At 68.0% G+C, this 24,860-nt stretch carries 22 protein-coding genes; 13 read left to right on the top strand and 9 right to left on the bottom strand.

The window, feature by feature from the left end; genetic code table 11:
* Window positions 1-18: 18 nt before the first annotated feature.
* On the top strand, window positions 19-738 hold the full coding sequence (gene recO, locus AC5P60_RS18150) for a DNA repair protein RecO (protein WP_005410598.1): 720 nt from the start codon (window positions 19-21) through the stop codon (window positions 736-738).
* A 530-nt stretch (window positions 739-1,268) separates the two neighbouring features.
* On the opposite strand, the gene AC5P60_RS18145 is transcribed toward recO, so the two are convergent.
* Complete coding sequence (locus tag AC5P60_RS18145) at window positions 1,269-1,997, bottom strand: response regulator (RefSeq protein WP_005410597.1); 729 nt, start codon at window positions 1,995-1,997, stop codon at window positions 1,269-1,271.
* A 127-nt stretch (window positions 1,998-2,124) separates the two neighbouring features.
* Between AC5P60_RS18145 and rlmD the strand changes: the two genes are divergently transcribed.
* From rlmD to AC5P60_RS18100, 9 genes are all read left to right on the top strand, one after another.
* Window positions 2,125-3,459, top strand: a complete 1,335-nt coding sequence (gene rlmD / locus AC5P60_RS18140) for a 23S rRNA (uracil(1939)-C(5))-methyltransferase RlmD (RefSeq protein WP_005414201.1) — start codon at window positions 2,125-2,127, stop codon at window positions 3,457-3,459.
* A 34-nt stretch (window positions 3,460-3,493) separates the two neighbouring features.
* On the top strand, window positions 3,494-3,979 hold the full coding sequence (locus AC5P60_RS18135) for a CYTH domain-containing protein (RefSeq protein ID WP_012480971.1): 486 nt from the start codon (window positions 3,494-3,496) through the stop codon (window positions 3,977-3,979).
* A gap of 113 nt (window positions 3,980-4,092) precedes the next feature.
* Window positions 4,093-4,788, top strand: coding sequence for a DsbA family oxidoreductase (locus AC5P60_RS18130; RefSeq protein WP_033834348.1), 696 nt, complete (start codon window positions 4,093-4,095; stop codon window positions 4,786-4,788).
* A gap of 148 nt (window positions 4,789-4,936) precedes the next feature.
* Complete coding sequence (nagZ, locus tag AC5P60_RS18125) at window positions 4,937-5,944, top strand: beta-N-acetylhexosaminidase (protein ID WP_005414204.1); 1,008 nt, start codon at window positions 4,937-4,939, stop codon at window positions 5,942-5,944.
* Window positions 5,944-6,498 carry a hypoxanthine-guanine phosphoribosyltransferase gene (locus AC5P60_RS18120; protein ID WP_005410592.1) on the top strand — a complete coding sequence of 185 codons (555 nt, stop codon included), beginning with the start codon at window positions 5,944-5,946 and terminating at the stop codon, window positions 6,496-6,498. The genes nagZ and AC5P60_RS18120 overlap by 1 nt, the downstream gene beginning before the upstream one ends.
* Before the next feature lie 82 nt (window positions 6,499-6,580).
* Window positions 6,581-7,327: an S-methyl-5'-thioinosine phosphorylase gene (locus AC5P60_RS18115; RefSeq protein ID WP_005410591.1), complete on the top strand. Its 747-nt coding sequence runs from the start codon at window positions 6,581-6,583 to the stop codon at window positions 7,325-7,327.
* A gap of 88 nt (window positions 7,328-7,415) precedes the next feature.
* Window positions 7,416-7,622, top strand: coding sequence for a cold-shock protein (locus tag AC5P60_RS18110; RefSeq protein ID WP_005410590.1), 207 nt, complete (start codon window positions 7,416-7,418; stop codon window positions 7,620-7,622).
* 103 nt (window positions 7,623-7,725) lie between these two features.
* Complete coding sequence (locus AC5P60_RS18105; protein WP_187757333.1) at window positions 7,726-8,994, top strand: FAD-dependent oxidoreductase; 1,269 nt, start codon at window positions 7,726-7,728, stop codon at window positions 8,992-8,994.
* Between the two features lie 180 nt (window positions 8,995-9,174).
* Window positions 9,175-9,444, top strand: coding sequence for a hypothetical protein (locus AC5P60_RS18100; protein ID WP_024958257.1), 270 nt, complete (start codon window positions 9,175-9,177; stop codon window positions 9,442-9,444).
* A gap of 1 nt (window position 9,445) precedes the next feature.
* On the opposite strand, the gene pdeM is transcribed toward AC5P60_RS18100, so the two are convergent.
* The 4 genes from pdeM to AC5P60_RS18080 are packed head-to-tail and all read right to left on the bottom strand — an operon-like array spanning window position 9,446 to window position 15,135.
* Entirely contained in the window at window positions 9,446-10,087 is a 642-nt protein-coding gene (gene pdeM, locus AC5P60_RS18095) for a ligase-associated DNA damage response endonuclease PdeM (RefSeq protein WP_012480965.1), read from the bottom strand.
* The gene (locus AC5P60_RS18090; protein WP_495201795.1) at window positions 10,077-12,536 is read right to left on the bottom strand and encodes a ligase-associated DNA damage response DEXH box helicase; all 2,460 of its coding nucleotides are present in this window, start codon (window positions 12,534-12,536) and stop codon (window positions 10,077-10,079) included. Before AC5P60_RS18090 ends, pdeM begins: the two co-directional genes overlap by 11 nt.
* Window positions 12,533-14,140, bottom strand: a complete 1,608-nt coding sequence (locus tag AC5P60_RS18085; protein WP_483693756.1) for an ATP-dependent DNA ligase — start codon at window positions 14,138-14,140, stop codon at window positions 12,533-12,535. The genes AC5P60_RS18090 and AC5P60_RS18085 overlap by 4 nt, the downstream gene beginning before the upstream one ends.
* Complete coding sequence (locus tag AC5P60_RS18080; RefSeq protein ID WP_005414211.1) at window positions 14,137-15,135, bottom strand: ligase-associated DNA damage response exonuclease; 999 nt, start codon at window positions 15,133-15,135, stop codon at window positions 14,137-14,139. The genes AC5P60_RS18085 and AC5P60_RS18080 overlap by 4 nt, the downstream gene beginning before the upstream one ends.
* A 113-nt stretch (window positions 15,136-15,248) precedes the next feature.
* Here AC5P60_RS18080 and AC5P60_RS18075 point away from each other — a divergent pair, with 113 nt between their 5' ends.
* Window positions 15,249-16,886: an acyl-CoA dehydrogenase family protein gene (locus AC5P60_RS18075; protein WP_483693757.1), complete on the top strand. Its 1,638-nt coding sequence runs from the start codon at window positions 15,249-15,251 to the stop codon at window positions 16,884-16,886.
* Between the two features lie 236 nt (window positions 16,887-17,122).
* Here AC5P60_RS18075 and AC5P60_RS18070 read toward each other — a convergent pair whose 3' ends face one another.
* The 3 genes from AC5P60_RS18070 to AC5P60_RS18060 form a co-directional block, all read right to left on the bottom strand.
* The gene (locus AC5P60_RS18070) at window positions 17,123-17,533 is read right to left on the bottom strand and encodes a hypothetical protein (RefSeq protein ID WP_005410582.1); all 411 of its coding nucleotides are present in this window, start codon (window positions 17,531-17,533) and stop codon (window positions 17,123-17,125) included.
* 157 nt (window positions 17,534-17,690) lie between these two features.
* A complete protein-coding gene (locus tag AC5P60_RS18065) occupies window positions 17,691-18,032 on the bottom strand; it encodes a hypothetical protein (RefSeq protein ID WP_005410581.1) in 342 nt (113 codons plus the stop codon).
* A gap of 124 nt (window positions 18,033-18,156) precedes the next feature.
* Window positions 18,157-19,332 (bottom strand): thiolase family protein, encoded by a 1,176-nt coding sequence (locus AC5P60_RS18060; protein WP_033834339.1) that lies wholly within the window; start codon window positions 19,330-19,332, stop codon window positions 18,157-18,159.
* Window positions 19,333-19,515: 183 nt separating this feature from the next.
* Between AC5P60_RS18060 and AC5P60_RS18055 the strand changes: the two genes are divergently transcribed.
* A complete protein-coding gene (locus AC5P60_RS18055; RefSeq protein ID WP_483693758.1) occupies window positions 19,516-22,362 on the top strand; it encodes a S8 family serine peptidase in 2,847 nt (948 codons plus the stop codon).
* Window positions 22,363-22,406: 44 nt separating this feature from the next.
* Here AC5P60_RS18055 and AC5P60_RS18050 read toward each other — a convergent pair whose 3' ends face one another.
* Window positions 22,407-23,504 carry a Glu/Leu/Phe/Val dehydrogenase dimerization domain-containing protein gene (locus AC5P60_RS18050; RefSeq protein ID WP_005410578.1) on the bottom strand — a complete coding sequence of 366 codons (1,098 nt, stop codon included), beginning with the start codon at window positions 23,502-23,504 and terminating at the stop codon, window positions 22,407-22,409.
* Between the two features lie 278 nt (window positions 23,505-23,782).
* On the opposite strand from AC5P60_RS18050, the gene AC5P60_RS18045 reads away from it, so the two are divergent.
* Entirely contained in the window at window positions 23,783-24,859 is a 1,077-nt protein-coding gene (locus AC5P60_RS18045) for an HDOD domain-containing protein (RefSeq protein ID WP_483693759.1), read from the top strand.
* The last annotated feature ends 1 nt before the right edge of the window (window position 24,860 follow it).

The raw sequence follows: 24,860 nt of genomic DNA, 5'->3' as shown, positions 1-24,860 counted from the left end.
GCCGTTGCGGTCGCTTCGATGATGATCGAGGACGACACCGGCTTCGTGCTGCATGCGCGGGCCTACCGCGAGACCAGCCTGCTGGTCGAGGTGTTGAGCGCGCAGCATGGCCGCGTCGGCCTGCTCGCGCGTGGTGTGTCAACCGCCAAGGGCCAGGTGCTGCGCGCTGCCCTGCAGCCATTGCAGTGGATCCGCTTCAGCGCCCAGCAGCGCGGTGAACTGGCCCAGTTGCGCGGCGCTGAAGCGCTGGATGCGGCCCCGCGCCTGGTCGGCCAGGCGATGCTGGCCGGCTTCTATCTGAGTGAACTGACCCTGCGCCTGGCACCTCGCCAGGATCCGTTGCCTGAGTTGTATCTGGCCTATGGCGAAGCGCGCGCACGGCTGGCGGTCGGTGCCGGCCTGGCCTGGACGCTGCGTCGTTTCGAGCGCGAGCTGCTGACCGCGCTGGGCCTGGGTTTCGAACTGGACAGTGCCAGCGACGGCCAGCCGATCGACCCGGCCGCGCGCTACGAGCTGGACCCACAGGAAGGCGCGCAGCGCCTGCTCAGTGAGCGCGGTGGGGAACGCCGGGCGGCGGCCACTGGCTCGGCGCTGCTGGCGTTGGCGGCCGACGAAGAGCCCGCTGCCGCCGACCTGGCCAGCCTGCGCCTGCCGATGCGGCGGGTGCTGGCCCATCACCTCGGGCCACGCGGCCTGAAGTCCTGGGAAATGCTCGAGCAGCTCGCGCCCCGCAGGTAGGGGGTGTTCGGCAGGGCTTGCAGCCCTGCACCTGCCGAATCAACGGCAACGTCAACGTCAAAAGCAAAAGCTGGTTATCCGTGGGTAGGCGGGGTGGGTCCGGTTGCGGGAGACGCCGTAAACCCGTCCTTGGGGGCTTGGCCGCGGCATCCATGCCGCGGACACTCCCGCAACCGGACCCACCCAGCCTTCGACAGATTCTTGCGAGCTGTTGGACATGCCGACGGGGTCAGATCCGTTTTCCGAAGGAAAACGGATCTGACCCCAGTTTGGATTTCGATATCTGACAGAGATTCATCCACGCATGGCGTGGATCTACTGGCCACCGGTCAACTGTCGAAGGCGGGGCACTATGGGTTTGCGGGGTGTGAGCGCCATGGATGGCGCGACCAAGGCTACATGGACGTACTTGCGCCGTCCCCGCATACCCACAGTGCCCCGCCATTCCACGGGATGCCCGCTGTTGCCGTTGCTTCGGCTGTTGCTCTGGCTTGAAGCAGGTGCAGGGCTGCAAGCCCTGCCGAACACCCTCAATGCAGCAGGGCCGCCACCGCGTCGCGGAACCCCGCCTGGGCCTGCCCGGACTCGGGCGCATGATGCAGCTGCCGCACCGCCCGTCCCAGCCGTGCCGCGCCGACAAACCCACAGCTCGCCTGCAACCGGTGCAGCTGGCTGCGCAGCTGTCGCTCGTCGTGCTGGTCCACGGCCTGCTCGACCGCATCGCGTACGCCCGGCAACTCGGCCAGGAACAGCTCGCGCAGCGCGATCAAGTGGTTGCGCTGGCCATTGAGCGCGGCCAGTGCCGCGGTCTCGTCCCAGTCCTGTACCTGCAGCTCGACCGCTGCCGGAGCCGGGGCAACGGAGATCCCCGCCGGGCTGTTCACCAGTGCCCGGCGCACGGCCTTCAGCAACTGGTCGCGGCCCAGCGGCTTGACCAGCGTGTCGCTGAAGCCAGCTTCGCGCAGGCGGGCATGGATGGAGGTGTCGCCATCGGCGGTATGCGCCAATGCCGGGGTATCGGGGTGTGAACGGCGCAGTTCACGCAGCAGCTGCGCGCCATTGCCGTCCGGCAGGTTGACGTCGATCAGCCACAGGTCATGCGCGCCGGGCTCGGCGCTGGCCAGCGCGCTGGCCAATGAATCTGCGGTGTCCACGTCCGCCGGTAACGTTTCCAACGCCGCTTTGAAAAAACCGCGGCTGATGATGTCGTCCTCGACAAGCAGGAAGCGGGGCCGGCTGGCCCGCGGGGTCATCTGCATCAGGGCTGCCTCCATGTCAGCTGCTGCAATCATCAAGCACGGCGGCGGCGGGCGCAAGCGGGTCCGGACCCTGCCAGTCAGGATCTGCGACAATGTGCCCCCATTTTTGCCCGCAGCCTGTTGCCACGTGGCCCGATCCCGCTCCCGCATCGACCGTACCCCGTTCCAGACCGAGATCCTCGACCTCAGCCATGATGGTCGCGGCGTCGCCCGCCGTGAAGGCGAGGGCGGCAAGGTCACCTTCGTCAGCGGCGCCCTGCCGGGCGAGGTGGTCATGGCCGAACAGACCGCCCGCAGCCGCCATTTCGACGAGGCGCGCACGGTGGAAGTGCTGCAGGCCTCGCCCCAGCGCGTGACCCCGAAGTGCCCGCATTTCGGTACCTGCGCCGGCTGCGTGCTGCAGCATCTGGACGAAGACCAGCAGATCGTCGCCAAGCAGCGCGTGCTGATGGACAACCTGGAGCGGATCGGCCATGTGAAGCCGGGCAAGGTGCTGGCGCCGCTGGTCGGCGAGAGCTGGGGTTATCGCCGCAAGGGCCGCTTCTCGGTGCGCCGGGTCGAGAAGAAGGACAAGACCCTGGTCGGTTTCCGTGAACAGGACCCGCGTTTCGTCGCCGATCTCAGCCAGTGCCTGACCGTGATCCCGGAGATCGGTACCAAGGTCGAGGCCTTGTCGACCTTCATCGAATCGCTCGATGGCAAGCGCGACATCCCGCAGATCGAGTTCATCGCCGGCGATCAGGCGGTGGTGCTGACCGTACGTCACCTGCAGCCGCTCAGCGATGCCGACCGCGCCGCCTGGGCCGCCTTTGGCCAGCAGCATGGTTTCGTGATCTACCTGCAATCCGGCGGCGTGGACACCGTGCAGCCGCTGGACGGGCAGGGGGTACCGCTGTCGTTCCGGTTGGCGCCTTGGGACGTGGAACTGGCGTTCCGCCCGCTGGACTTCATCCAGGTCAACGCCAAGCTCAACGAAAAGATGATCGCCCACGCTCTGGACCTGCTTGAGCCGGGCGAGGACGAACGCGTGCTTGACCTGTTCTGCGGCCTGGGCAACTTCACCCTGCCGCTGGCCCGCCGCGTGCGCGAAGTGGTGGGTGTGGAAGGCGATGCCGGCCTGGTCGCGCGTGCCCGTGAGAATGCCGTGCGCAACGGCCTGGCCAACGCCCAGTTCTTCAGCGCCGACCTGACCCAGGACCAGCGCAGCACGCCGTGGATGCGCCAGGGCTTCGACAAGCTGCTGCTGGACCCGCCGCGCTCGGGCGCCATCGAAGTGCTGCAGCAGCTGCCGCTGAAGCAGTTCAAGCGCATCGTCTATGTCAGCTGTCACCCGGGTTCGCTGGCACGCGATGCCGGTTATCTGGTCAATGAACAGGGCTTCACCCTGGTCAGCGCCGGTGCCATGGACATGTTCCCGCACACCGCGCACGTGGAAAGCATCGCGGTGTTCGAGAAGCGCTGAGCGGCTGTCATCACCCATGGCGCATAATCGCGCCATGGGCATTGAAATCGAACGCAAATTCCTGGTCATCAACGATGGCTGGCGATCCGCTGCGCACCGGGTGATCCCGATGGCGCAGGGCTACATCAACGACATGGGCGCGCTGGATCGCGGTACCCAGAACGCCTCGGTGCGCGTGCGTATCGAGGGCGACCATGCTGCGCTGAACCTGAAGTCGCGCACCATCGGCCACACCCGGCAGGAATTCGATTACCCGATTCCGGTGGAGGACGCGCGCGCGCTGCTGGCGCTGTGCGTGGGTGGCTTGATCGACAAGCGCCGCCATCTGGTCGAGCACGCCGGCCTGACCTGGGAAGTGGACGAGTTCCTCGGCGACAACGCCGGCCTGGTGGTGGCCGAGGTGGAACTGGACAGCGCCGACCAGGCCATCGAACTGCCGGACTGGGCCGGCGCGGAAGTCACCGACGACGCCCGCTACTACAACGTCGCGCTCGCCAGTCATCCCTATTCACAGTGGTGAAACCCTGAAAAGGGGACGGAGGGGATTAAGTCGTCTTTACCCCGCCTGTGCGGAAAGCGACTTAATCCCCTCCGTCCCCTTTTTTCGGCGGGGGCGGGCCCCATGTCGGGGGGATGAGAATCGACATCTACTCCGACGTGGTCTGTCCCTGGTGCTGGATCGGCAAGCATCGTTTCCAGCAGGGCGTGCAGTTGCTGGGCGCCGATGCGCCTGAACTCGATATCCACTGGCAGCCGTTCCAGCTGGACCCGGACGCGGACGCAACCCCGGTGCCGCTGCGTGAGGCCTATGTGCGCAAGTTCGGTGGCGTCGAGCGCACCGAGCAGATCCTCGGCCAGACCCAGACCACGGCGCGTGCGGAAGGCCTGCCGATGGACTTCAGCCGGGGCCAGGTGCGGGTGACCACGCTGCCGGCGCACCGGGTGCTGTGGCTGGCCGGCCAGCACGGCGTGCAGGACGCGGTCGGGGAGGCGCTGTTCCGCGCCCACTTCGAGCTTGGCCAGAACCTGGCGGACAGCGCGGTGTTGATCAAGGCCGGTGTGGCGGGCGGCCTGGACGGCGGCGAAATCGCGCAGATGCTGGCCTCCGACCGCGGCCTGGCCGAGGTCGAAGCCAAGCTGGCGGAGGCGCATGCGCTGGGCATCTCCTCGGTGCCGACCTTCGTCATCGATGGAAAGTGGGCCATTTCCGGGGCGCAGCCCCCCGAGGCCTTCGCCAACGCCCTGCGCCAGATTGCCGCCGAACAGGGCGCTCCGGCCACCCCGGCTGGCGACGACGAGGCCTGCGGCCCGGACGGCTGCAAGGTCTGAGCAGATCGGGGTCAGGGCCCCTGCGGGGATCCGACCCCCCGCAGGGGCTCTGACCGCACACTCCCCTTTTTCTGACCACTGCGCCTGTCGGCCGGTTCTGCGACAATGCGGCACTGCGCCATGCGGGCGCGCGTTGTGGAGATCGACCATGCTGCTGATCGGCGTTGCCGGCACCGAACTGACCGCCCAGGAACGTGACTGGCTGCAGCACGATGCCGTGGCCGGGGTGGTGCTGTTCAAGCGCAACTTCGCCTCCCGCCAGCAGGTGACCGATCTGAGCGCGGCGATCCGCGCCGCCGCGCCGCGCCCGCAGCTGATCTGCGTGGACCAGGAAGGCGGTCGCGTACAGCGTTTCCGCGAGGGTTACAGCGATCTGCCGCCACTGCAGGACATTGGTGCCCTGTATGCCACCGACCCGCAGCAGGCCTTGGCATTGGCCGAACGGCACGCCTGGCTGATGGCCAGCGAAGTACGCGCCAGCGGCCTGGACCTGAGCTTCGCGCCGGTGGTCGACCTTGGCCGTGGCAACCGTGCCATCGGCAACCGCGCCTTCAGTGAAGACCCGCAGGTGGTGGCCGCGTTCACCGCCGCCTACGTGCGTGGCATGCACTCGGTCGGCATGGCCGCCACGCTCAAGCATTTCCCCGGCCACGGCACCGTGCTGGAAGACACCCACGTCGATACTGCGATCGATCCGCGCGCGCTAGACGAGCTGCGCGCGCAGGACCTGGTGCCGTTCCAGGCCGGCATCGCTGCCGGTGCCGATGCGGTGATGATGGCGCACGTGATCTACCCGCAGATTGCGCCTGAACCGGCAGGTTACTCGCCGCGCTGGATCCAGGACATCCTGCGCGGCGAGCTCGGCTTCCGTGGCGTGGTGTTCTCCGACGACATCGGCATGGCCGCCTCGCACAGCGCCGGCGGCGTGCCGGCGCGCGTGCACGCCCATCTGGACGCCGGCTGCGACGTGGTGCTGGTCTGCCACCCGGAGCTGGTCGATGAAGCCCTGCACGCGGTGCAGGGGCGCTCCCTCAATACCGCTGCGCTGCTGGGCTTGATCGGCCGCGGCGCGCTTGGCTGGGATGGCCTGCTGGCCGATGCCCGCCATGGCGACACCCAAACCCGTCTGCTTGAAACCCTTGGAAGAACCGTCTGATGCCCAACCTCACCATTTCCCAGGCCCTGGCCCAGGCTGACCTGCTGGTCGACCGCCCCACCATCGACAAGGCCATCGCTGGTATCGCCGACGCCATCGCGCGCGACTACAAGGGCGAGGTGCCGCTGTTCCTGTCGATCATGCACGGCGCGCTGCCGTTCGCCGGCCAGCTGGCGCTGGAACTGGGCGCGCGCGGCCAGGACGTGCAGTTCGATTACCTGCACGCCACCCGTTACCGCGGTGAAACCACCGGCGGCGACCTGGTCTGGAAGCACAAGCCGGCCACCTCGCTGTTCGGCCGCCGCGTGCTGCTGGTCGACGACATCCTTGACGAGGGCTACACCCTGCAGGGCGTTCGCACCTGGTGCCTGGAACAGGGCGCAACCGACGTGCGCATCGCCGCGATGACGGTGAAGAAGCACGACCGCGCGCTGCCGGACGTGACCGCCGACTACGCCGGCATCGAACTGCCGGACCGCTACGTGTTCGGCTTCGGCATGGACGTCAACGAAACCCTGCGCTGCGTGCCGGCCATCTACGCGATGAAGGAATAACGGCGCAGCCGCCCGCGGCGCGTCTTCTTCTGCCGCCGGCATCCTCGGGTGCCGGCGTTCGTCTTTTCATGGAGTGCTTCGAATGCAACAGATCGCCCTGGCCGTGATCGGCGGTACCGGTGTCTACAACCTGGCCAAGCTTGACGACGTGCAGACCCACGAGGTCGACACCCGCTTCGGCCGCCCGTCCGGTCCGGTGCGCGTCGGCACGCTGCTCGGCCATCGCGTGGCGTTCCTGGCGCGCCATGGTGAAGGCCACTCGCTGCCGCCGCACAAGATCAACTACCGCGCCAACCTGGCCGCGCTGCAGCAGCTGGGCGCGCAGCGCGTGTTGGCGTTGAACACGGTCGGTGGCATCACCGAGAACTTCGGCCCGCGCGTGCTGGCCTGCCCGGACCAGATCATCGACTACACCTGGGGCCGCATCAGCACCATCTGTGAAGAAGAGGGCACCGATGTGGTCCACGTCGATTTCGGCCACCCGTACACGCCGATGCTGCGCAGCAAGATCCTGGCGGCGGCCAAAGTGACCGGCGTCACGGTCCATGACGGTGGCTGCTACGGCGCAACGCAGGGCCCGCGCCTGGAAACCATCGCTGAAATCGCCCGCATGCGCCGCGACGGCTGCGACCTGGTGGGCATGACCGGCATGCCGGAAGCCGCGCTGGCACGCGAACTGGGGCTGGATTACGCCTGCCTGGCGATCATCGCCAACTGGGCTGCCGGCTGTGGTGATGGCGAGGAGATTACGATGGCCGAAGTGCTGGCCAACGTACAGGCGGCCAGCAACGGACTTCCGGAACTGGTGGGCGAATTGGCGCGGGGGTGATTGTCTTCCCCGAGCAAGCTTTGCATACTCAGCTTGTGCGCGGGTTCAGCGTACACCACCCATTCATTGCATAAGGTCTCGCATCACCATGCCGAACGGTACCGTCAAGTGGTTCAACGACGCCAAGGGATTTGGCTTCATCTCGCCGGAGGATGGCAGCGCCGACGTGTTCGCGCACTTCTCCGCCATCAACTCCAAGGGCTTCCGCAGCCTGCAGGAAGGCCAGCGTGTCACCTATGACGTGACCCAGGGCCCGAAGGGTGCCCAGGCTTCGAACATCACGCCGGCCGAGTGATCCACTCGACAGTGCGTTGAAAACCCCGCTTCGGCGGGGTTTTTTTTTGCGTGGCGTGCCCGCGGCCGGTTCGCGGTCCACCCGCCTCGGGCACAATGTGGCCATGACGGAACGACTGCGTATCGCCGTAATCGGCTACGGCACCGCTGGACAGGCAGTGTCCATCCTCCTCACCCGTGACGGCCACGAGGTAGAGATATTCGAGCGCGTGCCAACGCCGGGACCGGTGGGTGCCGGTTTCCTGCTGCAGCCCAGCGGCCTGCAGGTGCTGTGGCAGATGGGCCTGCTGGATGCGGTGCGCGCGCATGCCGCGCCGGTGCACCGCCTGTATGGCGACACGCCATGCGAGCGCGCGGTGATGGACATGCGCTACGACGGTCTGGATGCGCGCCTGCATGGCCTGGGCATGCAGCGTGGGGCGTTGTTCTCGCTGTTGGACCAGGCGCGCGGGGGGGCAGGCAATCTGCATGCGGGCGTCACCATCGCCGCCGTGGATGCCGAGCAGGGCCGCCTGCGCGACAGCGAAGGGCGCCTGCATGGCCCGTTCGACCTGGTGGTGGCCGCCGATGGCGCGGCCTCTACGCTGCGCAGCACCATTGCCGGCGGTGCCGGGCTGGACCGCGTGTATCCGTGGGGAGCGCTGTGGTGCCTGTTGCCGGCCGAAGACTGGCCGCATGTGCAGGAGCTGCGGCAGCGCTACGTGGCCGCGCGCAAGATGATCGGCCTGTTGCCGGTCGGCACGCGCCCCGGCGATGACACGCCGCGCCTGAGTTTCTTCTGGAGCCTGCCACGCACCGACTTCGAGCGCTGGCAGGCCGATGGCATGACGCCCTGGCTGGACGAGCTGCATGCGCTGTGGCCGCAGGCCAGTGCGCGCTTCGCCCACCTGCGCGATGCCGGCCAGCTGGCGCGCGCGGTCTATCGCGATGCAGTGATGACGCGCTGGCACCAGGGCCGCATGGTGCTGGCAGGTGATGCGGCGCACGCGATGAGCCCGCAGCTGGGGCAGGGGGTGAACATGGCGCTGCTCGATGCGCTGGCGCTGCGCGATGCGGTGCGCGCGCATGGCGGTGGTGCCGAAGCGTTGCAGGCCTACCAGGCGCAACGCAGGGCCCACGTGGCGGTCTACCAGCGCTGGAGTCGCTGGCTGACGCCGCTTTTCCAGTCCGATCGCGATGCCTGGGCGAAGACGCGCGACGTGCTGCTGGGCCCGATGGGGCGCCTGCCCGGAGGCCGTGGCCACATGCTGCGCGTGCTCAGCGGCACGCAGCAGGGGTGGTTCGGTTCGCTCACGCTGGATCCGGCCTTTATCGACGCATTGGCGACGACGATGGAGATACCTCGCAGCAACGCGATCACGGCCGGCGCGTGAAGCGTGCCGTCACGTGAATTAACGGTTGCCTCACCGCGGATGTGCGAGAAGTAGGTTGCACGCGACTGCGCGTCGCCCGTTTTCCTTTCCGTGATCAACATCGCGCGTGGCCCGGGCAGCGCTGCTGTTGCGGCCTGTTGCGGCCCGGACGTGCCGCTTGATGTTGAACAGGAGGACGCCATGTTGTTCGCGGTCGAAGAGCTGGAATCGGAAATCTGCAAGCTGCGTGGACTGCTGCAGATGCTGCACGAGGACCAGCCCGACGTACTGGAGGATGTATTCGAGTTCCATGTCGGCAGCCTGGTCAGCCATGCGTCGCCGGAACACCACGCACGCATCCGTACCTGCGCGCAGGAGATGCTGGCGGCAATCCAGGCCTTGCCGCGGCGGCGTGAGAATGACACCCCTGATTTCCAGTTGATGCCGCAGCTGGGCATTGGCCCGGCCTGAGTCAGGCGACCGGCAGTTCCACCAGGCCGCTTTCCACGCAGGCGATCATCTGTTCGCCGCGGGCGGGGGCAGGCACGATGCCTGCAGTGAATGCGGAGAAGGCCGGCAGGACCGTCATCCGGTCACGCAGCCAGAACGCGGGGAAGCGCCGTCGCAGTGGCCTCAAGGCAACCTGCGGGTGCAGATGCCCGGCGATCACATGCAGCGCCGCATCGGGCATCGGCTCATGCCGAAGCAGGAACGGCCGCAGTCGTACTTCATCGTGGATCTGGACCTGCAACTGCGCATGCGGCAGCTGGCGGTCGTGATTACCGCGCAGGACATGCACGTCCAGCGAAGCATTGCGTTCACGCCATCCCAGCCATTGCTGGTACCACGCAGCGCGATGCGCCGGCCCATGCAGGATGTCGCCCAGGATCCACAGCTCGCGACAGGCATGCAGGTCCAGAAGCCGCTGCAAGCGTTGCAGGTCTTCGCCGGTGCCGCCGCTGGGCAACGCGATGCCGGCGCGACGGAACACATCGGCCTTGCCCAGGTGGAGGTCTGCGATCAGCAGTGCCTGCCGCGCGGGCCAGTACAGCGCACGCGCGCCCACCAGGACCACGGACTCACCAGCAAGCAGCAGCGGCAATTCATCGGTGATGGCGGCGCTCCAGTTGCTGGGCCGCGCGCTGCACGCGCATACGCCAGTCTTCATTGCTGAACTGACCGCGCAGGCGTTCGGCCCACAATGGAAAGCCCAGCGGCGTGAGTGATGACGGTCGCTGCAGCGACAGCTGCTGCGTGCCGATCCGCTCCAGTACCTGCTGCACCCCCGGCAGGTCGAGGCTGTCGTACAGCACTTCATGTTCCGCCAGCGCCAGCAGCAGGTGTTCCGGATCGTGCTCGCGCAGCACGTCGTACAGCAGGCCTGCGGACGCCTGCAGCTGGCGCAGTGACCGTGGCATGCCACCGGGCAGGCTGGGCACCAGCAGGCCTGCTACGCGTGCGATGCCCCGGAACTGACGTCGCGCCAGCTCGCCCAGGTTCACTGCCTCGCGCAGATCGGCCAGCAAGCGGTCATTGCCGAACAATGCACGCCATTGCGCCTCATCCAGATCGATCGGCTGCGCCGGCGCCAATACCAGGCCATGATCGTTCACCGCATAGCCAATGCTGTTGCGTTGCTGGCGGGTGCAGCGCAGCGCCAACAGCGCGGCCAGTGCCTCGTGTACGTGGCGGCCGGCAAAGGGGTAGACGAACATGAACTGGCCTTCGCGGCGCCGCACCTCTTCCACCAGCAGGTGCTCTGGGCCGGGAAGCGCCGACAGCTGCTGCTGCAGTGCCAGCAACGGTGACAACCAGCGGGATTCGGCACTGTCGTCGGCGCCGGACAGCACCCACTCCAGCTCACGGCCGAGTGGCATCGACAGCGGCAACTGGCCTCCCTGCCAGCGCGGCACCACACCATCGCCGCGCCCTCGTGCCAGCCGCACGAAAGCGGTCATGTCGCGCAGCTGCACCAGTTCCAGCAGGCGCCCGGCGAACTGGAAACGGTCGCCGCGACGCAGGCGGCTGGCGAACTGCTCCTCCACTGCACCAAGCCCGCCACCGCGCAGGAACTGCACGCGCACGCTGCCATCGCTGCTGATGGTGCCGATCGACAGGCGGTGCCGCAGCGCCTGGCGGCGATCGTGCATGCGGTAGCTGCCATCGGCATCGCGCACGACCTTGTGGAAATCGGGGTACTGCGCCAGCGCCTGCCCACCCTGCACGATGAAGTCCAGCACGGCCCGCCATTGTTCATCGCCCAGCGTGGCGAAGGCATGGGTGCGACGCACCTGCGCCAGCAGCGCATCACTGTCAAAGCCGCCAGCGAGGGCGCGGCTGACCGCATGCTGTGCCAGCACGTCCAGTGACAACGTCGGCGGTCGACGCGCTTCGACCACGCCTTCGTGCAGTGCGCGGCGCACCGCTGCATATTCGGCCAGTTCCAGTGCGTGGCTGGGTATGCAGACGATGGCCCCCCCGGCGCCGGGACGATGGCGTGCGCGCCCGGCGCGCTGGCGCAGCCGCGCCACGCCCTTGGGGCTGCCCAGCTGCAGTACCTGTTCAACCTCCGGGAAATCCACGCCGAGGTCGAGGCTGGAGGTCGCCACCACGCAGCGCAACGCGCCTGCGCGCAGGCCGTCTTCCACCTGCTGGCGCAGTGCTGGATCCAGCGAGCCATGATGCAGTGCCAGCGTGTCCGCGTCTTCCGGCCATACCGCCGCCAGCGCCTGGTGCCACAGCTCGGCCTGCGCGCGGGTGTTGGTGAACAGCAGGCTGCTGCGTACGGCCATCAGCGCGTCCAGCACGCGCGGCAGCTGCGCCAGGCCGAGATGCCCCGCCCAAGGGAAACGTTCACCGGGTTCCGGCAGCAGGCTGCGCACGCTGATCGCGCGCGGACGAACGCCCTGTACGATCGGTGCATCCTGTTGGCCAGGCAGCAGCACGTCGCGGGCCTGCGGCAGGTTGCCCAGCGTGGCCGACAGTCCCCAGAGCTGCAGGGAAGGAGCGGCGTCGCGCAGCACCGCCAGGTTCAGCTGCAGCAGGACGCCGCGCTTGTTGCCCAGCAGTTCATGCCATTCGTCCACCACCACGCAGCGCAGCTGGCGCATGCGTGGCAGTGTGTCGGGATAGCTCAGCAGCAGTGCCAGCGATTCCGGCGTGGTCACCAGTACGTCGACGCGGCCTTCGCGGGCCTGCCGGCGCTCGCGGTTGCTGGCATCGCCGCTGCGCAGGCCGACCCGCCAGCCCAAGCCCAGCCCGTCGACCACTGCCTGCAGCGCACGTGCGGTATCACTGGCCAATGCCCGCAGCGGCGTCACCCACAGCACCTGCAGCGGCCGCACCGCGCTGGCCCGGCGCGGTGCCGACGGTGGATCGAGCATCGCCTGCAGCAGCGGGCCGCCGAACATGGCCAGCGTCTTGCCGCTGCCGGTGGGGGTGTGCAGCAGCCCGGAGTCGCCCGCCAGATAGTGCCGCCACATCGCGCGCTGGAACGGCAGTGAGCGCCAGCCGCGCGCAGCGAACCAGTCTTCCAGCCTACGCAACGCCTCGCGGCGGTTCATCGCGCCAGCGCCTGCAGCGTGGCCAGCTGGTCGGCTTCCGTGGCGGGCTTGTCGTGGCGCCAGCGCAGGATGCGGGGAAAGCGCACGGCGATGCCGGATTTGTGCCGGCTGCTGCGGTTGACTGCCTCGAAGCCCAGTTCAAACACCTGTTCGGCACGCACGCTGCGCACCGGGCCAAACCGTTCACGGGTGTTGGCGCGGATCCAGCGATCGAGGGCCAGGATTTCCTTGTCATCCAGGCCCGAATAGGCCTTGGCCACCGGCACCAGCGTATCGCCGTCCCAGACGCCGAAGGTGTAATCGGTGTACAGCGTGCTGCGCCGTCCATGGCCGGCCTGTGCATACAGCAGCACGGCATCGATGGTCAGGGGGGCGACCTTCCATTTCCACCAGTCGCCGCGCCGTCGCCCTGACTGGTAGGCGGACGTCCGGCGTTTCAGCATCAACCCTTCCACGCCCCGCTCACGGGCGGCCTCCCGCAACGTGGCCGCCTGCAGCCAGTCTCCAGCGGGTACGTCGGGCGACAGCTGGATGCGTGTATCGCCGAGGGCACCGATGACCTCGGCCAACTGTGCACGCCGTTGCTGCAGTGGCAGCCCGCGCAGATCCTCGCCATCGCGTTCAAGCAGGTCGTAGGCAAGCACGCGCACCGGGGTGTTGCGCAAGGTCGCTGCACCGGGCTTGCGACGCTGGATGCGGGTCTGCAGCGCGGTGAAGGCGCGTGGCAGGTCGTCGCTCTCGTCCCAGGCCAGCAGTTCTCCGTCCAGCACGCAGCCGTCGGGCAGCGCCATCGCGGCCTGTTCAATTTCCGGGAAGCGGCCATCCAGCCGTTCTTCGCCACGTGACCACAGCGCCACTTCACCGCGTCGGCGCAGCAGCTGCAGACGGATTCCATCCCACTTCCACTCCAGCAGCCAGTCTTCGACCGGACCCAGCCGTTCGCCCGGTTCGCCCTCCAGCGGTGAGGCCAGGAAGAACGGGTACGGCTGCTGCCGGTCCAGTGGCAGTTCATCCGGCGACAGCAGCTGCCCCAGCAACGCGGGAGAGGGCACCCACTCGCCGAGCATGCGCTGGGCGATGCGCGCGATGTCCAGGCCGGACCATTCTGCCAGCGCCTGCTGCACCAGCCGTTGCGAGACACCCACGCGCAGCGCGCCGGTGAGCAGCTTGTTGAACACCAGGCGCTCGCCGCTGCACAGCTGCTGCCAGCCGGCGACGACCGCCGCATGGCGCACCACTTCGGGCTGGTTGGCCACCGCCAGCAGATGCTGTTCGATCCAGTCCGACAACGGCCGGTCGGCGGCGGGATGCAAGGGGTCATCCAGCAGCAGTGTCAGTGTTTCGGCCAGATCGCCGACCTGAGCGTAGCTGTCTTCCACCAGCCAGGCGGGCAGTCCGGATTCCTCGGCAATCCAGCTGCGCAGCTCACCACTGGCGGCGATCCTGCGGCGTGCGCCGCCGACCTTGCCGCCGCTGAGCAGGTACAGCGCCCACGCCGCATCGTGCGCCGCTGCGTGGCGGAAGTAGTCGACCAGTGCGGCGCGCTTGTCCTGCGTCGCAGTACTGCGGTCCAGGCGCTGGTAGAGCGCGGCGAACGCCTTCATTCCTCGCTCCCGAAGTCGGTGCGAAAGGCTTCAGCCGCCACGCCGCGCTCGCGCAGGAACGGAATCAATGCATCGGTATTGCCATGGGTGGCGATGACCCGCTGCGCGCCGGTCTGTTCGATGGTCTGCAGCAGCGCGGGCCAATCAGCGTGATCGGAAATGACGAAGCCCCGGTCGACGTTGCGGCGCCGCCGGTTGCCGCGCAGCTGCATCCACCCCGAGGCGAACCCCAGTTGATGCGGTCCGAAGCGGCGCATCCACGGCGTGCCTGCGGCCGAGGGTGGGGCCAGGATCAACTGGCCGGCGGCATCGGGTTGACGCCCCTGTTCGGCGACGGTGAGCGTCTCCAGCATCGGGATGTTGGCCTGCCGGTAGACCGACACGCCATTGGCGATGGCGCCGTGCAGCCACGCGGGGCGGTCGTCCAGTGGCAACAACTCGGCCAGCACCCGCTGCGCCTTGCCGAGTGCATAGCACAGCAGGATCGCCGCTTCGCCACGTTGTTCGCATTCGCGGCGCCACGCCACGATCTCTGCGGCGACCGCCGGGGTGTCCGGCCAGCGATAGATCGGCAGCGCGAACGTCGCTTCGGTAATGAACGTATCGCAGGGCACCACTTCGAAGGGCGTGCAGGTCGGGTCGGGTTGGCGCTTGTAGTCGCCGGACGCCACCCATACCCGTTCACCATCGTCGATGCGCACCTGCGACGAACCGAGCACATGACCGGCCGGATGCAGTGATACCTGCACCCGGCCCAAGCGGAACGGCACCCCCTCGGCGTGCGCCTGCACGCCAACATCGCCCAGCCGCCAGCGCAGGATCGGCAGGCTTCCTTCGCTGCAGTGGTATTCGCCCATGCCCGGGCGCGCGTGGTCGCCGTGGCCATGGGTGATGACCGCGCGCGGCACCGGGCGCCAGGGATCGATGTGGAAATCTCCCGCGGCGCAGTACAGCCCCTCCGGACGCAGCACCACCAGATCGTCATTGCCTTCCATGCGGCCACTGTGGCCTGCGCTTCGTGCAGGCGGTGAGAACCGGCCTGAACACGGGCTTGGCGGGGCATGCGGCACAATCGGGCCGCATACCTCTTGCCGCCAGGATGGACCGGATGAGTGGACCCAGCTTCAGCAGCAACGCGCCGTTTGAAACCCATGTGGTGCTGAACCAGCCGCCACCGTTCGCGGGCCGCCAGCTGTGGACCGACGATGTGGCGTTGGCGGAGGCGGTGCATCGCGAGGGTGCCGGTGCCTTAGCGCCACGCCTGGCCGTGTACGGGGCCTTGGCCGGCGACGAGTTGTACCGGCTCGGCTTCGATGCCAACCGTGATCGCCCGCGGCTGCGTACGCACGATGCGCAGGGCCACCGTATTGATACGGTCGAGTTCCACCCTGCGTACCACCAGCTGATGTCCGCAGCGAAGCAGCATGGCGTGGCGTGTTTGTCCTGGCACGAGCCGCAGCCCGGCGCACACGTCGCGCGTGCGGCGCTGAGCTACCTGCACCACCAGGCCGAAGCCGGCACCAGTTGCCCCTTGACCATGACCCATGCGGCGGTGGCAGTGCTGCAGTCGCAGCCGCACCTGGCCGAATGGGCGCGCAAGGCCGCCGCGCCGGTCTATGACCCGCGCGACGTGCCGGTGGCGGACAAGACCGGCATCACGCTGGGCATGGGCATGACCGAGAAGCAGGGCGGCTCGGATGTACGTGCGAACAGCACGCGCGCCGAGCCGATCGATGGCGAACGTTACCGCCTGGTCGGCCACAAGTGGTTCTTTTCCGCGCCGATGTGCGATGGCTTCCTGGTGCTGGCGCAGGCACCGGGCGGGCTGACCTGCCTGCTGATGCCGCGCCGGCTGGCCGACGGCGACCGCAATGCATTCAGGCTGATGCGGCTGAAGGACAAGCTGGGTGACTGGTCCAATGCGTCCAGCGAAGTCGAGTTCTGTGGCGCGCAGGCGTGGCGCGTGGGCGAAGAAGGGCGTGGCGTGGCGACCATCATCGGCATGGTGATGATGACCCGTCTGGACTGCATGCTGGGTGCGGCGGCGGAGATGCGCATGGCGCTGGCGCAGGCGCTGCATCATGCACGCCATCGGCGCACCTTCGGCAAGCTGCTGGTGGAGCACTCGCTGATGACCAACGTGCTGGCTGATCTGGCGCTGGAGTCGGAAGCGGCCACGGTGTTGGCGATGCGCATCGCACGCGCGGTGGATCGTGCCGGTGTGGATGCCAATGAAGCGGCGATGGCGCGGTTGGGGACGGCGCTGGGCAAGTACTGGCTGTGCAAGCGTGCGCCGGCCTTCGTCAATGAAGCGCAGGAATGCCTGGGCGGTGCCGGCTACGTGGAGGAGTCGATGCTGCCCCGCCTGTACCGGCAGGCACCGTTGAATTCGATCTGGGAGGGCAGCGGCAACATCCAGTGCCTGGATGTGCTGCGTGCGCTGGCGCGTGAACCGGAGGCGATGGCGGCGTTGCGCGGTGAGCTGGCGTCGGTGGCCGACCGTGATGCGCGCTATGCAGCGGCATTGCAGCGTTGGGCAGCGGCGCCGCCACCGGAGGAAGCGCAGGCGCGGCTGTTCTGCGAGCGCACTGCGCTGCTGCTGCAGGCGGCGCTGCTGCTGCGTGCGCGCAGTCCGATGGCGGAGGCGTTCGTGCGTAGCCGGCTGGAAGCGGAGCATGGGCTGGCGTTCGGGACGCTGCCGGCGGGGCTGGAGCTGACGGCGATGCTGGCGCGCGCGCTGCCGTAGGGGCGGCCCACGCCGGCTCTCGACACCTACGCTGACAGATTTTCATCAGATAAGGCTCGGGCGCGCCATCCATGGCGCTTACGCCCCTGCGCAACCTACCCGCGCGTCCTTGGACACTTTCCGTGGGCGCACACCACGGAATCAACAGAAGAAGCAGGGAGCGAAAAGCAGAAAAGCCGCGGCAGTGCCGCGGCTTTTCCTGTGGAACCGAGCCGGTGCTCGGCTGCCGGTAAGGCTTAGTGCTTGGCTTCTTCCTTGGCGGCGTTGGCCTTGGCGTCATTAGCGACATCGCGGGCCTTGTCGGCGACCTTCTGCGCGGCGTCGGCGGTGGCGTCGCTGGCGTGCGCGGCGGCGTCGGTTGCGGCGTCCTTGGCCTTGTCGGCGGCGTTGGCAGTGGCGTCTGCGGCCTTGTCCAGCGCCTGCTGGGTATCGGCGGCGGCCTGCTCGGAAGCGGCGGCGGTCTTGTCGGCGGCTTCGCGGGTGGCGGCAGCAGCCTTGTCGACGGCGTCGCGGGCGGCAGCGCCGGCGCTGTCGGCCGCCTGCTGCGCGTCCTGCTTGGCCTGTTCGGCTTCCGGGCCCTTGCAGGCGGCCAGGGCCAGCAGCAGGGAGGCGGCCAGCAGGGTGGTGGTGATCGGACGAATCTTCATGGCGGTCTCCGGCACTGCAATGGATGGGGACGCCAGCCTATTCATGCCGTTGTGAAGACCGGGTCGCGATGCAGGGGCTTGATCGCCGGCATCCACGCAAAGAAAAAGCCGCTGGCGAACCAGCGGCTTTTCCAGAACGGCGTGAAGAAAGAAGTTATTACTTCTTGGCTTCTTCAGCAGCGTCCTTGGCCTTCTCAGCGGTGCCTTCAGCAGCCTTGGCAGCGTCAGCAGCAGCGCCGGCAGCAGCGTCGGTGGCAGCACCGGCGGTCTGGGCAGCGGCGTCGGTGGCGGCGTCAGCAGCGGTGGCGGCGGTGTCAGCGGCCTGCTGGGCAGCGTCGGCGGTCTGGGCGCCAGCAGCGGCGGCCTGGTCGGCAGCAGCCTGGGCTTCGGTGGCGGCTTCGTTGGCCGAAGCAGCGGCGTCCTGGGCAGCTTCCTGCTTCGAGCAGGCGGCCAGGGCCAGAGCCAGGGACATCGCGACCAGCAGCTTGTTGATGCTCATTGTGTAAATCCTCGTCGTTAGAATTAGGCAACGCGCATGCTGCGCGCCGACAACATGATGACAAGCCAAGATTGGGTGTCAAGCGATCCCGCATTCATTTTTGCGAAATCATCGTTAAATCTTTTTAAATCAATTCGATGGCGATTGCCGTTGCTTCGCCGCCGCCGATGCAGAGGGTGGCAATGCCGCGCTTGCCACCACGCGTGCGCAGAGCGTTGACCAGGGTCACCACAAGACGTGCGCCGGAGGCACCGATGGGGTGACCCAGTGCGCAGGCGCCGCCATTCACGTTGAGCTTGTCGTGAGGGATGCCCAGTTCGCGCATCGGGGCCATCGCCACCACAGCAAAGGCTTCGTTGATTTCGAACAGATCGACCTGGTCCAGCGACCAGCCGGTCTTGCCCAGCAGCTTGTGCAGCGCGCCGATCGGGGCGGTGGTGAACCACTCCGGTTCCTGCGAGTGGGTGGCGTGGCCGACGATGCGGGCCAGCGGGGTGATGCCACGTGCGGCCGCGTCTTCCTCGGTCAGCAGGACCACCGCGGCGGCGCCGTCGGAGATGCTGGAGGAACTGGCGGCGGTCACGCTGCCGTCCTTCTTGAAGGCCGGGCGCAGGGTCGGGATCTTGGCGATGTCCGAGCGCCCCGGCTGCTCGTCGGTGGCGACCTCGACGTCACCCTTGCGGGTGGCTACCTTCACCGCGACGATTTCATCGGCAAACGCACCATTGGCCTGGGCAGCCTGCGCGCGCTTGACCGACTCGATCGCATAGGCGTCCTGCTCTTCGCGGCTGAACTGGTACTTGTCCACCGCGCACTCGGCGAATTCGCCCATGGCCTTGCCGTCGTAGGCGTTGACCAGGCCATCGTGGGCCATGTGGTCGACCGCCTGGAAGTTGCCGAAACGGTTGCCGGTACGGGAGTTCGGCAGCATGTGCGGGGCGTTGGACATCGATTCCATGCCGCCGGCGACCACGATGCTGGCCGAGCCGGCCTTGATCAGGTCATGGCCGAGCATGATGGTCTTCATGCCCGAGCCGCACACCTTGTTCAGCGTGGTGGCACCGGCCGACAGCGGAATGCCGGCGGCGATCGCGGCCTGGCGGGCGGGCGCCTGGCCGAGGTTGGCCGGCAGCACGCAGCCCATCAGGACTTCGGAAACGTCGCTGGCCGGGACACCCGATTGTTCCAGCGCGGCGGCGATGGCTGCCGCGCCGAGGGTCGGGGTCGGTACGCCGTTGAACTGGCCGAGGAAGGAGCCGATGGCGGTGCGCTTGGCGGCCGCGATGACGATGTTGGACATGGCAATCTCGTTGATGCGTAAGCAATGTTCGGAAAGGAGACCGGAGGCCGTTGGATGCGCCCCGGTTTCCCGGCAGACTGCGTGGGGGTCGGCCCAAGTATAGAGGGTCGGGGAGGGCTGCCGCTGTGCGGCGCCGAACGCCTGCCGGGATGAAGGCAGGCCAACGTTCACGGGAAGGAATCGATGGAGCGAACGATGATGGTGAGGTCTGTGCTGGCAACCGCGCTGGCGATGGCGCTGACGGCCTGTGGTGGAGGCGGCGGAGGCGGCAGCAACGTGCGCGTCGACCCACCCCCGACCACGCCGCCCCCTCCAACCACGCCTCCGCCGACGACACCACCGCCGGCCAAGCCGCAGGAGCCGGCCTTTGATGCGCATCTTTCAGTCACCAACGCGCGTGCCGCACAGGCCGCCGGCCTGACCGGGCAGGGCGTGCGCATCGGCATCGTCGATTCGGGCGTGCAGCGCAACGCGGTGGCCTTGAATGGTCGCGTGCTGGCCAACTTCAATTACATCGATCCCGCCAGGAACAACCTGGCGGTTGATGACGTGGTCGGGCATGGCACCGCCGTGGCCAGCCTCGCCGCCGGCGCAGCAGTGGGGACCTGGCCGGGCGGTATCGCGCCAGGCGCCCAGATCGTCTCGGCAAGAATCATTTCCGACAAGCCGCCGACCGATGACGGCAGTGGCCAGGGCAATGCCTTCAGTGGGCCGCTGGGCGTGGCCCAGGTCCACCAGGACCTGATCAGCTACAACGTGAAGGTGATGAACAACTCGTGGGGCGGCCTGTACTGGACCGACCTGCCGACCACCGCGCAGGTAGCCGCCGAATACCGGCCGTTCGTGATCAACCACGGTGGCCTGGTGGTGTTCGCCGCCGGCAATGACGGCCGCAGCGAGCCGAGCAGCCTGGCCGCGCTGCCCAGCCAGAAGGGCGTGGCAGGCACGCTTCCGGCGGCCGATCTGGAGCGCGGCTGGCTGGTGGCCACGGCGGTGGACCCGTTTACGCCTGGCGCGCTGGCCAGCTATTCGAATGCCTGCGGCCAGGCGGCCCGCTACTGCCTGGTAGCGCCGGGCAGCGCGGTCTACCCGGATGCCAACGGTGGCAGCTACTACTGGAACTACGGCACCTCGTTCGCCGCGCCGCTGGTCTCCGGTGCGGCGGCGCTGGTCTGGCAGCGCTTCCCCTACTTCAGCAACGATCTGGTGAGGCAGACCCTGCTGGGCACTGCCAAGGACATCGGTGCGCCCGGCGTGGATCCGGTGTTCGGCTATGGCCTGCTCGACATCGGTCGCGCGATCAACGGTCCCGGCCGCTTCGACTGGGGCGATGTGGTTGCCAACGTTGATGCCGGCTCGACCAACTCGATGTGGAGCAACGACATCACCGGCAGCGGTGGCCTGGTCAAGCAGGGCGGAGGCAAGCTGGTACTGGCCGGCAACAACAGCTATTCCGGCGCCACCCGCATCGAGCGCGGCATCCTGACGCTGCAGAACGGTGGCGTGATCCGTTCCAATGTGACGATCCTCGCCCAGCCCGACCCGGACTCCACCGGTCTGCAGTTCAACGGTGGCACGCCGCGGGTGATCGGCAATGTGGTCAACGGCGGCAGCGTGTTCCTCACCACCGGCAACACCACCGGCACCATCGAGGGCAACTACACCCAGCAGCCCGGCGCGCAGCTGATGATCGCGCTCGGTGCCAACGCACTTCAGGTCATCGGCAACGCAACGATCAATGGCGGTGTGCGTGTGCACGGCTTCGTCTCCGGCTATGTGCCGCAGAACGGAACGCGCCAGGACCTCATCCACGCCGCGGGTGGCCTGAACGGCACCTTCAGTAGCCAAGCCACTTCCACCGGTCTGCAGGGGCTGACCCTGGTGGCACCCACGTATGGCTACGACAGCAACAACGCCTGGTTGAACGTGAACCAGGTCAGCGTCACCGCCGCAGCCAGTGGCCTGAGCGCCTCCGCACAGGCCGCAGCGCAGCGCCTGGAAGGCGCATTCGCAGTGCTCGACGGCAACACCGGCCTGCAGGGATCGCCCTTCGGTGCGGCAGCCGGTGCGCTGCAGTGGGCCGGAGGCGGCCAGCAGGGCCTGGCCGACAGCCTGCAGAGCCTGTCCGGCCAGGCGCATGCCCGCGCCGAGGCCGCCACCTTCGACAGCATCGACATGTCGCGGCGTGCGATTGCCGAGCGCTTCGATCGTGTACAGGCCACCCCGCGCCTGCGCGGGAGCTGGCAGAGCGCGCTGGGTGAGGTGGGGCAGGGCAGCTTCGCCGGCAACGCCGCCGACAGCCGGGGCTGGATGGCCGGCCAGGATCTGCCGCTGGGCGGCAACGGCCTGATGGGCGTCGCCTTCGGTGAGACCCGCAGCAATGGAGGCAGCAGCTTCGACGGTGATCGCGGGCGCGACCGCCAGGCGCAGGCACAGTTGTACGCTGGCTGGAGCCTGGGGCGCGGCTATGCGCTGGCCCAGTTCGGCAGTGGCCAGTTCACCCGCGCGCTGGATCGCCAGCTGCTGCTGGGTGCGGGTGCCTACGGTGTCTCGGCGCGTTACGGCGGGCGTTTCAGCAGCGCCAGCGTGGAAGGCGGATATCGCCTGGGCCGCGCAGGCGCTTCGGTGACGCCCTACCTCGGTGCCAGCACCACGCGTGTCGATACCGATGCGTTCAATGAGCTGGGCGGTTTCGGCTTCGGCCTGCGGGGTGATGCCACCCGCGCGCAGCGCAGCCAGATGCTGGCCGGCATCCGCGGCGAGCGGGGCTGGGGGCGTTGGAACCTGCGCGGACACGCCGAGTGGCAGCAGCGGCTGGACGGCGGTGACGCCGATTGGCAGGCCAGTTTTGTCGGCGTGGATGCCTGGGCGCCGCTGGCAGGCTGGGATGCGCCGCGCGGCAGTGCGCTGATCGGCGTGGCGCTGGAATCGTGGTGGGGCCGCAATGGCCGCTTGAGCCTGGGCTTCGACCAGCGTATCGGTGGCGAGGGCGCGCGGCAGGCTGCGTTGCGCTACAGCACCGGGTTCTAGCAATCGGTCGCGCCGGGAAGGCTCCCGGCGCGACGTCTGCAGCCTCAGCCGCCGCGCAGGTTGCCCAGGCGCGGAGTGCTGCGGCCCAGCGGCATCTTCAGCTTGCCGATCGACAGGATGCGGCTTTCCGCAATGCGATCGGCGGCCCGCTGCGGCGCGATGTTCTCGCGCTGCGACAGTTCGAAGATGCGGGTGAGGTTGTGGTAGATGCTGCGGATCAGGCGCATCGCGCGTTCGCGGTTGTAGCCGTCGATCTCCAGCGACACGTTCATCACACCGCCGGCGTTGACGGCGTAGTCCGGGGCGTAGAGGATCCCGCGCGCATGCAGTTCGTCGCCGATCTCCAGGCTCGACAGCTGGTTGTTGGCCGTGCCGCAGATGATCTTGGCCTTGATCCGCGGCAGCGTGTCGGCGTTGATCGCGCCTTCCAGCGCACACGGTGCGAACACATCGGCGTTCACTTCGTGGATCTCGTCCGGCTTGACCGCCTCGGCGCCGAAATCGCTGACTGCACGATCAACCAGCGCACTGTCCAGGTCGGTGACATACAGCTTGGCGCCGCGGTCACGCAGCAGTTTCACCAGTTCCATGCCGATGTGGCCCAGGCCCTGCACCGCGATGCTGGTCTTGCCTACTTCCTCATGGCCGAACTTGAAGCGCATCGACGCCATCAGTGCCTGCAGTGCGCCGTAGGCCGTGAAAGGCGCCGGATCGCCGGAGCCACCATGGACCTGGTGCACGCCGGTCACGAACTGGCTCTCCAGGTAGATGTTCTCCATGTCGTTGACGTCGGTGCCAACGTCCTCGGCGGTGATGTAGCGGCCGCCCAGCGAATCGACGTAGCGGCCGAAGGCGCGGAACAGTACCTCGGTCTTGTCCGTCTTCGGGTCGCCGATGATCACCGCCTTGCCGCCGCCCACGTTGAGCCCGGCCAGCGCATTCTTGTAGGTCATCGTCCGGCTCAGCCGCAGCACATCGGCCAGCGCCTCGTCGGTGCTGGCGTAAGGGCGCATGCGCACGCCGCCCAGGGCCGGGCCCAGGGTGGTGTTGTGGATGGCGATGATCGCCTTCAGGCCGGCATCGTGGTTGTGGCAGAACACCACTTGTTCGTGGCCGGTGGTGGCGAGGGTTTCGAATAGCATGGCGTCTCCGATGGCGCGAACAGCGGCGAACTGCAGCGAACGGCCAGTGAACGGTAGGGTCCCAAAACAAAAAAAGCGACGTCGTCAGTGCAGGGGGACGGGTCGCGCGGCGCCATTCTAGTCCATTCCCCCGGTCGCTGCCGTCGACATCGGCGCCCTTCCGGTTAAAGAAGATGAAAGTGCGGCCGATGCTGCGACGACGGCGGGTGGCCGGATTCGCGTGAAGAGGCAGGGCGGTCAGTGACGGCAAGGGCACCACAACGACAGGGCAGGCGGCGATGACGCCGGCCTGGTGGCGATCGCTGCGCGGCTGGCTGGCGCGCTCGACCGGGGCGGCTCCGTTGCGCCTGGCGGCCGTATCGCGACAGGCGGTCGCTGCTGCCGCAGCCAGCCTTCAGGGCGAGGCCCTGCAGGCCGGTGAGATCGCCGCCCACCTGCAGCGCGGCCTGCATGCACTTGCCCTGTACCCACGGCTGGCCGGCGAGCCTGCCCCCGTGCAGGATCCGGCACTGGGCGAAGCGGTGGCGCGCGCGCTGCAGGACCGTGACTGGGCCGCCCGGCACCTGCCACGGCGCCCGCAACTGCTGCCGCAGCTGATCCAGACCGTCAACGACGATGCCGCCTCGGCACGGCTGATGGCGGCGATCATCGGCCAGGACCCGGTGCTGACCGGAAATCTGCTGCGCATCGCCAACAGCCCGGCCTACAAGGTGCATGAGCGGCCGGTGGAAAGCCTGCAGCGTGCGGTGACCCTGGTCGGTACCGAGGGCGTGCGCCAGATCATCAGCGCAGTGCTGGTGCAGCCGGTGATGCAGGTGCAATGCGGCATGTTTCCGCAGTTCAGCACGATCATCTGGGAGCACGCACTGCTGGCTTCGCGTGCGGCCGCCGATCATGCGCGCACGGTCACCTTCGGTGATGCCTTCGCTGCGCAGTGGCTGGGCCTGGTGCAGGGGCTGGGGTCAGCGCTGGTGATGCGCCAGCTGCTGCAGGAAGCGCAGGCACGCGACGAAACCGTGGAGCCGGCGCTGGCCCTGCAACTGCTCCAGCAATGGTCGTTGCCGCTGGCACAACGCGTGGCTGCAGCCTGGGAGCTGCCCGAGCCCGTGCACCAGGCACTGGCGCCGGAGGCCGATGGCCCACTCGCCGACAGCCTGCGTCTGGCCAGCGCTGCGGCGGCAGCCAGCCTGCTGTGCCGGCATGGACATGCCAGCCAGAGCCGCATGCTGGCCCTGCTCGAACAGTTGCCTTCAGCGCCGCCGCATGCCCTGCGTTGGATCTGGCGGCGCCTGCATGGACGCAGCGTGGAAACACGTGATGAGGCCGGACAGGAAGAGGCGGGTCCAACGCCCTGAG

The sequence above is a fragment of the Stenotrophomonas sp. YJH_SMC_120 genome, from assembly GCF_059368675.1.
The sequence above is the reverse complement of the archived record's forward strand: the minus strand, read 5'-3'. Positions and strand labels throughout refer to the sequence as shown.

Coding starts and splice junctions, on each gene's coding strand:
- recO (WP_005410598.1), top strand. CDS start 19: ATGATGATCGAGGACGACACCGGCTTCGTGCTGCATGCGCGGGCCTAC.
- AC5P60_RS18145 (WP_005410597.1), bottom strand. CDS start 1,997: ATGCAGATGACCCCGCGGGCCAGCCGGCCCCGCTTCCTGCTTGTCGAG.
- AC5P60_RS18135 (WP_012480971.1), top strand. CDS start 3,494: ATGGGCATTGAAATCGAACGCAAATTCCTGGTCATCAACGATGGCTGG.
- AC5P60_RS18130 (WP_033834348.1), top strand. CDS start 4,093: ATGAGAATCGACATCTACTCCGACGTGGTCTGTCCCTGGTGCTGGATC.
- nagZ (WP_005414204.1), top strand. CDS start 4,937: ATGCTGCTGATCGGCGTTGCCGGCACCGAACTGACCGCCCAGGAACGT.
- AC5P60_RS18120 (WP_005410592.1), top strand. CDS start 5,944: ATGCCCAACCTCACCATTTCCCAGGCCCTGGCCCAGGCTGACCTGCTG.
- AC5P60_RS18115 (WP_005410591.1), top strand. CDS start 6,581: ATGCAACAGATCGCCCTGGCCGTGATCGGCGGTACCGGTGTCTACAAC.
- AC5P60_RS18110 (WP_005410590.1), top strand. CDS start 7,416: ATGCCGAACGGTACCGTCAAGTGGTTCAACGACGCCAAGGGATTTGGC.
- AC5P60_RS18105 (WP_187757333.1), top strand. CDS start 7,726: ATGACGGAACGACTGCGTATCGCCGTAATCGGCTACGGCACCGCTGGA.
- AC5P60_RS18100 (WP_024958257.1), top strand. CDS start 9,175: ATGTTGTTCGCGGTCGAAGAGCTGGAATCGGAAATCTGCAAGCTGCGT.
- AC5P60_RS18090 (WP_495201795.1), bottom strand. CDS start 12,536: ATGAACCGCCGCGAGGCGTTGCGTAGGCTGGAAGACTGGTTCGCTGCG.
- AC5P60_RS18085 (WP_483693756.1), bottom strand. CDS start 14,140: ATGAAGGCGTTCGCCGCGCTCTACCAGCGCCTGGACCGCAGTACTGCG.
- AC5P60_RS18080 (WP_005414211.1), bottom strand. CDS start 15,135: ATGGAAGGCAATGACGATCTGGTGGTGCTGCGTCCGGAGGGGCTGTAC.
- AC5P60_RS18075 (WP_483693757.1), top strand. CDS start 15,249: ATGAGTGGACCCAGCTTCAGCAGCAACGCGCCGTTTGAAACCCATGTG.
- AC5P60_RS18070 (WP_005410582.1), bottom strand. CDS start 17,533: ATGAAGATTCGTCCGATCACCACCACCCTGCTGGCCGCCTCCCTGCTG.
- AC5P60_RS18065 (WP_005410581.1), bottom strand. CDS start 18,032: ATGAGCATCAACAAGCTGCTGGTCGCGATGTCCCTGGCTCTGGCCCTG.
- AC5P60_RS18060 (WP_033834339.1), bottom strand. CDS start 19,332: ATGTCCAACATCGTCATCGCGGCCGCCAAGCGCACCGCCATCGGCTCC.
- AC5P60_RS18055 (WP_483693758.1), top strand. CDS start 19,516: ATGGAGCGAACGATGATGGTGAGGTCTGTGCTGGCAACCGCGCTGGCG.
- AC5P60_RS18050 (WP_005410578.1), bottom strand. CDS start 23,504: ATGCTATTCGAAACCCTCGCCACCACCGGCCACGAACAAGTGGTGTTC.
- AC5P60_RS18045 (WP_483693759.1), top strand. CDS start 23,783: ATGACGCCGGCCTGGTGGCGATCGCTGCGCGGCTGGCTGGCGCGCTCG.